A 7,983-nucleotide genomic window follows, 5' to 3' on the forward strand; every position below is an offset into this window, starting at 1 on the left:
CAGGTGTTGCCCGAGTCGAGCAGGGCCTCGAAGTGCTGGCTGTCGTGGGTGCTGGCCGTGTCGGTCTTCAGGCGCCGGATGAGCTTGTGCTTGCGATCGACACAGACCGAGAGTTTGTAGCCGTAGGATGCCTCGAAAAACCGCGCCACGCCAAGCCCGATCAGACCCTGGTGCAGCATCGGCATGTCCCGCGGCGGCACCAGCCAGCGTCGTTCGAGCGCCCGCGCACACAGGTACTGCAGGCCCTGCTGCGGGCGCGGCGTGCCGCGCGCGTTGATGCGATCGCGCAGGGCGCCGTGGTAGACCGCCTGCGCCAGGCGCTGCGGCAGGCCCGGCCGGCGCTGTGGCAGCGGGTAGATGTAGACCGGTTTGCCGGTCGCCACCGCTTCGGCCAGCATGGACTCGCTCTCGCCGGTCACCACCAGGATGTCCGCGCCGGCGAGATAACCCAGAAACGGATTGCTCGGCTCCGGCCGCGGAACGTAGGCGTCGATCCGTGTGTCCGGTCCCGCCGCCGCGACGATGGCCTCGGTGGCCGTGCGACCGGTGCGCGGACTGGTGACGATGGCGAGCGAGCCGCCGGCCGCTCGGCTTGCGGCCTCGACCTGCCCGACCAGCCGTGTGGCGGTGTCCGGATCGAGGCGGTATTGCGTGCACGAGCCGCCGACCAGCAGCACCACCCGCGGCTGCTGCTGGCCGTCGAACAGCCGCGGCCAGCGCTGCACCGCCTCGATGAGGCGCTCACGGTTGACCTTGCTGATCGGCAATACGGTATCGATGCGCCGCGGCTCGGGCGGCAGGCGGAAATGCCGGCAGCCGATGGCGATGTCCTGCGATTCGCCAAGTGGCCCCGCCTTGCGGCCGAGCAGGATAAGGCGCGTGTCGCCGTGATTGCGGCGCGCGATCCAGCGCGCCACGATGGCCGGCAGCCAGCCGGAGGCGATGATGAGGTCGGGCCATGGCGGCTCGATGCCTCCGGGCAGGCGCCCCCGCGCGAGCGGGCCGTCGGTGCCGAGCAGCGTGCCCAGATAACGGCGAATCTCGCCGACCTCGCGCGTCTGGAACGGCCAGCCGAGCGCCTCGGCGAGCCCCAGCGCCTGGCTGCGATGACCGGCTTTGCGGTACAGCAGCGCCCAGGTGCGCGGCTGGGCGGGCGGCGGTCCGCCCGACCAGAAATCCCGGCGCACCGCGCCCGGCAGGCGACGGCGCCGCACTTCGAGATGCCAGCGCGTCGTCGGGTGGCGGGCGCCGGCGGCCGCCAGCTGCGCATACCACCACTGCGGATCAGCCGGCGCCTGGCGGGGCGGGCGCGTGAGGTCCACGCTCACGGCAAGGCGCGCGGGCGCCGCCCGCAGCAGGTGATCCAGCACCCAGGGCACGTCCCAGTCGGGCAGCTGCGCCAGGCGCGCGGCCAGTGGCTGCCAGGACTCGCTCGGCGCGGCAGGATCGTCTGCCGGCGGGTCGGCGGGCAGCCAGTTTGCCGGGAAGTCCGGGCTCGGCCGGGTGGCGTCGAACACGGTGAAACCGGCCGCATCGGCCTGCCGCTCGAGATCGAACCAGACCTCGCCGGCCGGGTTTTGGCGGTAGACATAGTCCCGTGGCTGCGGCCGCCACGGCTGGGCGTGGATGGTCGTGTAGTGGATGAGGCGTGAGCGACGCGGCTGGTATTCCTGGTCGCGCGCGTTCCAGGCGCCGTCGAGCGGCCCCCAAAGTCCCGGCTCGGCCCGCAGGCGCGCCTCGAGCGCCCGATGCCCGCGAGTCTGCGCGTCCCGCAGCGTCCACACCGCGGCCATGCGCGCGCAGTCGATCAGCATGACCGAGGTGTCGCGGTCGTTGATCGACAACACGCCGTGCCCATCCAGCGGCGTGTCGAACAGCTTGGCCGGATCGTCGAGGTAGACCTGATCGACGTCGTTGTAGATGGCGCGGCCGGTGCAGCCGGCAAACTCGGGTATCGCGTAGCGGTAATTGGTAAAGCCGGTCAGCCACAGCAGCGGATTGAAGCCGATGAGGTCTTTCATCAGGTAGACCTCGTAGGCGCGCGCCGGATCGCGCGTGCGCAGGATCGACCACAGCAGCACCCGCTCGGCGCGGAACTGCGCCGCCTGCGTGCCGATGAAGATGCGCACCGGCGGCGTCGCCGCCTCGCTGGCAAGGGGCGGCAACACGATCCTGACCGGGCCGGGACGCGCCCCGCTGCGGGCCGGAGCGGTCAGATTGCGCCACAGGCCCTGCGCGATGCGCTGCGTTCTGATCGCCATGGGTCGCTCCTTGGTTCGAAAGCCCCACGACACTCTGCGCCGCCAAACTTACGCCCGCCTTACATGGTGAGCGCCGTCAAGTAAACCGCACGCCAGCCATGCACGGTCCCAGGCTCGCGGCAACGAGGGGTGAGCGGCGTGCGGCGTTGGCGGTGACCTGCGACAACGTGTCGCATGGTTCGGCCGGCTTGGTTTGGCTATTTTGCCGAGCCTCGCATCCAACCGTGTCATTTCGATTATGCAAACCACTGCCCGCCGATCGTCCCTCGTCCTGCTGGCCGTGACCGGCCTGTCGGGCCCCGTGCTGGCCGAGGAGACGCGCATCGTCATCTCCTCGCCGCTCGACCGGAGCGCACTCGCCCTCACTCCGGACGCGGCGCTGTCGCCGCAGCAGATCGCCCGCGATCGTTACCGCAGCGGCGACACCGCCTCGCTGCTGCGCAATTTGCCGGGCGTTGCGGTGTCGGGTGCCAGCGGTCTGGCCGGCCTGCCCATGGTGCGCGGGCTGGGTGACGATCGCCTGCGCATCAAGGTGGACGGCATGGACCTGGTATCGGCCTGCCCCAACCACATGAACTCACCGCTGTCGTACATCGACCCGACCGCGGTCGCCAAGGCCGAGGTCTACGCCGGCATCACGCCGGTGAGTCTGGGTGGCGACAGCATCGGCGGCACCATCGTGGTCGAATCGGCGCCCAGCCTGTTCGCGCAGCCGGGGCAGACCCTGCTCACCGGCAGCGCCGGCGCCTTCTACCGTAGCAACGGCGACGGCCGCGGCGTGAACCTGAACTCCACCCTCGCCGGCGCCAACGTCAGCCTCAACTACACCGGCAGTGGCACCGAGGCCAACGACTACGACGCCGGCGGCAGCTTCAAGCCGGGCGCACCGGTGGCCGGTGGCGGCTGGGTCGACGGCGACGAGGTGGGCTCCACCGCCTACCGCAGCGTGAATCACGCGCTCAAGCTCGGCCTGCGCGGCGACGGCCAGCAGCTCGATGTCACCTACCGCCATCAGCTGGTGCCGTTCGAGGGCTTTCCGAACCAGCGCATGGACCTCACCGACAACGAGACCGACCAGGTCAACGCCGGCTACCGCGGCCGCTTTTCCTGGGGCGAGCTCACCGCCCGCGTCTACCACGAGGAAACCGACCATCAGATGAACTTCGGCGACGACCGCCAGTTCTGGTACGGCGATGCGCCCGGCATGCCCATGCAGACCAGTGGCCGCAACGCTGGCGCCACGCTGGCCGCCGCCGTGCCGCTGACCGACATCGACACGCTGCGCGTGGGCACCGAGTATCAACGCTACCGCCTCGACGACCGCTGGCCGGCGTCCGGCAGCGGCATGATGATGGCGCCGGGCACCTTCGAGAACATCGACGACGGCCAGCGCGACCGCTACGCCGCCTACGGCGAGTGGGAGCGGCGCTGGGACGCCGCCTGGCAGACCCTGCTCGGCGCGCGCTATGAGAACGTGCGCATGGACAGCGGCGACGTGCACGGCTACAGCATGATGTACGCCGCCGACGCCGCCGCCTTCAACGCCCGCGACCACTCGCGCAGCGACGGCAACTGGGACTTCACCGCGCTGCTGCGCTACACGCCGAGCGCCGGGGCCACTTACTCGGCGGGACTGGCGCAAAAGACCCGCTCGCCGAACCTCTACGAGCGTTACACCTGGTCCGGCAATTCCATGGCCGCGATCATGAACAACCTGGTCGGCGACGGTAACGGCTACGTCGGCAATCCCGATCTGGACCCCGAGATCGCCCGCACGCTGAGCCTGGCCGCCGACTGGCACGACGCCGCGCAGAGCCTGTGGAGCGTGCGCCTGAGTCCGTACTACACGCGGGTCGAGGACTACATCGACGCCCGCTGCGCGCCCGGCAAGAGCTGCCTGCCGCGCCAGTTCAATGTGCTGCAGTACGACAACGTTTCGGCGCGCCTGTACGGCGTGGACCTGTCCGGCCACCTCGAGCTGGCCCGCGGCACGGCGGTGGGCGATTTGGCGCTCGACGGCGTGTTCGGCTACGTGAACGGCGAGAACCGCGCCTCCGGTGACGACCTCTACAACATCCAGCCTCTGCGCGCCACGCTGGCCCTGAACCAGTCGCTCGGCAACTGGAGCAATGCGCTCGAGACCGAGTGGTGGGGCCGCAAGGACGGGCTGTCGGACGTGCGCAACGAAATCGAGACCGCCTCCTACACGCTGGTGCACCTGCGCACCAGCTACACCTGGCAGCAGGTGCGCGTGGATGCCGGCGTCGAGAACCTGTTCGACCGCCGCTACGCGCTGCCGCTGGGCGGGGCCTATGTGGGGCAGGGCCGCACCATGTCCATCAACGGCGTACCGTGGGGCATTGCCGTGGCGGGCCCGGGGCGCTCGCTGTATGCGGGCGTGAGTTACAGCTTCTGAGCGGCCTGCTGGCTCGGCTTGCAGTCGGCTGCCGCGTGCTTTGTGAACCGCCCCGGGAATGGTGGAGGCTCCAACTCTTGAGAAGATGGAGCCATGAACAAGTCGAGCAAGTTCTCACCTGAGGTCCGCGAGCGCGCTGTGCGCAGGGTGCAGGAACACCGCGGGGAGTACCCGTCGCTGTGGGCGACGGCGCGAATCGATCGCGCGAAAGATCGGCTGCGTGCGGCAGACCCTGCTGGATTGGGTCAAGCAGGCCGAGGTCGATGCCGGCAGGCGCGGCGGCACGACGAGCGCCGAAGCGCAACGGAGCCAGGCGCTCGGGCGCGAGGTCATGGCGTTGCGCCGGGCCAACGGGATCTGCTGTATGCCAGACAGCGCGGACGCGCGGGCGCAGGCTGATCCAGCACTCGGATCGTGGATCGCAGTGCGTCAGCATCCGCTACAGCGAGCGGCTGGCCGAGGCGGGCATCGAGCCCTGTGTCTGCAGCAAGGGCGACGGCTACGACAATGCCCTGGCCGAGACCATCAACGGCCCGTACAAGGCCGAGCTCATTTGCCGCCGACCTGGAAGACCCGACAGGCCGTCGAACTGGCGACCCTTGACTGGGTTGTCCTGGTTCAACCACCACCGGCTGATGGCGCCTTTGGGCGATATCCCGCCCGCCAGGCCGAGGCAAACTACCACCGTCAGCTCTCCAGGCTTGCCGCCCTGGCGGCCTGTTAGCGGGTTCGTGCGGACGTATGCGGAAGGGCAGATGGAGGCTAGGGCCGGAATCGAACCGACGTACACGGCTTTGCAGGCCGCTGCATGACCACTCTGCCACCTAGCCGTGGTCCAGAAACGACTGGCCGCGCACGAGGCGCGGCCGGTCAAGAAACGATGGAGCGGGAAACGAGACTCGAACTCGCGACCTCAACCTTGGCAAGGTTGCGCTCTACCAACTGAGCTATTCCCGCCCGAAAGGGAAGCGAATTGTGGCCTCGCAAGACGGGGCTGTCAAGACTTGCGAAGGCTCGGCCAGGCGGCCTGCAGGTAGAGCGCCATCGACCACAGCGTCAGCGCCGCCGCCAGGTAGAACAGCACCACGCCGATCTCGTAAACCGGCAGGCCCAGCAGCGGGTAGTCCCACAGCATGAGCGTGATGGCGGTCATCTGCAGCGCGGTCTTGCTCTTGCCGATCGTGGACACGGCCACGCGGGCGCGCTGGCCGATCTCGGCCATCCATTCGCGCAGCGCCGAGACGGTGATCTCGCGCCCGACGATGATGATGGCCGGCACCGCCACGTAGCTGTGCGGGTGGCCTTGCACCAGCAGCACCAGCGCGGCCGCTACCACCAGCTTGTCGGCCACCGGGTCCAGAAAGCGGCCGAAGGCCGAGGTCTGGTTCCAGCGCCGCGCCAGGTACCCATCCAGCCAGTCGGTGGCGGAGCTGGCCAGAAACAGCAGCGCCGCTGCCGGGCGGCCCCAGGGGACCGGCAGCACGTAACAGATCACCACCAGCGGGATGGCGGCGATGCGGGCGATGGTGAGGATGTTCGGCAGGTTCAGCAGGCGCCCGCTCATCAGGCGAGTTCTCCGTGCAGGGCGTCGTAGACGGTTTGTGCGAGTGCGCGGCTGATGCCGGGCACCTGGGCCAGGTCATCCACGCCGGCGCGGCGCAGTTCCTGTAGCCCGCCGAAGCGCGTCAGCAGCAGCCGGCGCCGCTTGGGGCCGAGCTGCGGGATGTGTTCGAGCGGCGAGGTGTTGCGCGCTTTCTGGCGCCGGCCGCGGTGGCCGGCGATGGCAAAGCGGTGCGCCTCGTCGCGGATGTGCTGGATGAGGTGCAGCGCCGGCGAGTCGGGCGGCAGGAAGATGGGCTGCTCGCGGCCCATCAGCAGCAGCGTTTCGGCGCCCGGCCGGCGCGTTTCGCCCTTGCCGACGGCCAGCACGGCAAGGCCGCTGACCTGCAGTTCCTCCAGCACGGTTTTAACACGCGCGAGCTGGCCGGGCCCGCCGTCGATCAGCAGCACGTCAGGGAACACGCCCTCGCCTTTTTGCAGGCGCGTGTAGCGGCGCTCGACGGCCTGCGCCATGGCGGCGTAGTCGTCGCCGCCGGTCACGCCCTCGATGTTGAAGCGCCGGTAGTCGCCCTTGGCCGGGCCGTTTTCGTCGAACACCACGCACGAGGCCACCGGCGCCTCGCCGCGCGTGTGGCTGATGTCGAAGCATTCGAGCCGCTGCGGCAGGCTGTCCAGGCCCAGCGCGTCCTGCAGCGCCTCGTAGCGCTCGCGCAGGCTGGCGGAGCTGGCCAGGCGCCGCGCCAGCGTGAGGCTGGCGTTGGTGCGTGCCAGACGCAGCCACTTGGCGCGATCGCCGCGCACGGCGGCGGTCAGGCGCACCTTGTGGCCGCTGGTTTCGGCGAGCGCCGTTTCGATGAGCGCCTGGTCCGGCACCACGTGGCTCAAAACAATTTCGGCCGGCACCTCGCCGTCGAGGTAGTGCTGCGGCAGGAAGGCGGCGAGCACCGTGTCGGGCTCGGCATCGTCGGCCAGACGCGGGAAGTACGCGCGCGTGCCGACGCTGCGCCCGCCGCGGATGAACAGCAGCTCAACGCACGCCACGCCGTCCCGGCTGGCGCAGGCGATGACGTCGATGTCGGCCTCCACGCCCTCGATGCCCTGCTGCTCCTGGGCGCGGCGTAGCGCCGCGATCTGGTCGCGCAACCGCGCGGCGCGCTCGTAGTCGAGCGCGGCGGCGGCTTGCGACATCTGCGCGGCGAGTTCGTCGATCACCTGTGCGTTTTTGCCTTCCAGGAACAGCTCGGCGTGGTGCACGTCGCGCGCGTACTCGTCCGGCCCGATCAGGCCCACGCACGGCCCGGTGCAGCGCTTGATCTGGTACTGCAGGCACGGCCGGGTGCGGGCGCGGAATACGGCGTCCTCGCACTGGCGCAGCGGGAAGATGCGCTGCATCAGCGCCAGGCTGTCGCGCACCGCGCCGGCGCTTGGGTAAGGCCCGAAATAGCGCCCCGGCCCCTTGCGCGCACCGCGGTGAAAGGCCAGGCGCGGGAACGGCTCGCCTTTGGATAGATAAATGTACGGGTAGCTCTTGTCGTCCCGCAGCATGATGTTGTAGCGCGGGCGCAGGCTCTTGATGAGGTTGTTCTCGAGGATCAGCGCCTCGCCCTCGGAGGCGGTGACGGTGATCTCGATGTCGGCGATCTGCGCCACCATGCGCGCCACTTTGGGCGAATCGTGGCGCTTGCTGAAATAGCTCGACACGCGCCGGCGCAGGTTGCTCGCCTTGCCGACGTAGATGACCTGCCC

Annotated in this window: 3 protein-coding genes, 2 tRNA genes and 3 pseudogenes; 2 read left to right on the forward strand and 6 right to left on the reverse strand. The window is 69.6% G+C overall.

Going from position 1 to position 7,983, the window contains the following annotated elements:
• Together PHC73_RS08970 and PHC73_RS08975 are read right to left on the reverse strand one after the other, a co-directional pair.
• Positions 1–134 (reverse strand): annotated as a pseudogene (locus PHC73_RS08970) (transposase); the annotation flags it as partial.
• A 261-nt stretch (positions 135–395) separates the two neighbouring features.
• Positions 396–2,261 (reverse strand): annotated as a pseudogene (locus tag PHC73_RS08975) (ELM1/GtrOC1 family putative glycosyltransferase); the annotation flags it as partial.
• A 280-nt stretch (positions 2,262–2,541) separates the two neighbouring features.
• Here PHC73_RS08975 and PHC73_RS08980 point away from each other — a divergent pair.
• A complete protein-coding gene (locus PHC73_RS08980; RefSeq protein WP_300126896.1) occupies positions 2,542–4,677 on the forward strand; it encodes a TonB-dependent siderophore receptor in 2,136 nt (711 codons plus the stop codon).
• Positions 4,678–4,770: 93 nt separating this feature from the next.
• A pseudogene (locus PHC73_RS08985) lies at positions 4,771–5,401 on the forward strand (integrase core domain-containing protein).
• Positions 5,402–5,433: 32 nt separating this feature from the next.
• Here PHC73_RS08985 and PHC73_RS08990 read toward each other — a convergent pair.
• From PHC73_RS08990 to uvrC, 4 genes are all read right to left on the reverse strand, one after another.
• Positions 5,434–5,507 (reverse strand) — tRNA-Cys (locus tag PHC73_RS08990).
• A 51-nt stretch (positions 5,508–5,558) separates the two neighbouring features.
• Positions 5,559–5,634 (reverse strand) — tRNA-Gly (locus PHC73_RS08995).
• Between the two features lie 40 nt (positions 5,635–5,674).
• Positions 5,675–6,241, reverse strand: coding sequence for a CDP-diacylglycerol--glycerol-3-phosphate 3-phosphatidyltransferase (gene pgsA, locus PHC73_RS09000; protein ID WP_366949842.1), 567 nt, complete (start codon positions 6,239–6,241; stop codon positions 5,675–5,677).
• Positions 6,241–7,983 (reverse strand): excinuclease ABC subunit UvrC (gene uvrC, locus PHC73_RS09005; protein ID WP_300126898.1); only part of this gene is annotated, 1,743 nt, incomplete at its 5' end. The genes pgsA and uvrC, both read right to left, overlap by 1 nt.

It is taken from the genome of Immundisolibacter sp., from assembly GCF_028696615.1.
GTDB lineage: Bacteria > Pseudomonadota > Gammaproteobacteria > Immundisolibacterales > Immundisolibacteraceae > Immundisolibacter.

Excerpts from the sequence above, each read along its gene's own strand:
- pgsA (WP_366949842.1), bottom strand. The coding sequence starts at position 6,241 with ATGAGCGGGCGCCTGCTGAACCTGCCGAACATCCTCACCATCGCCCGC.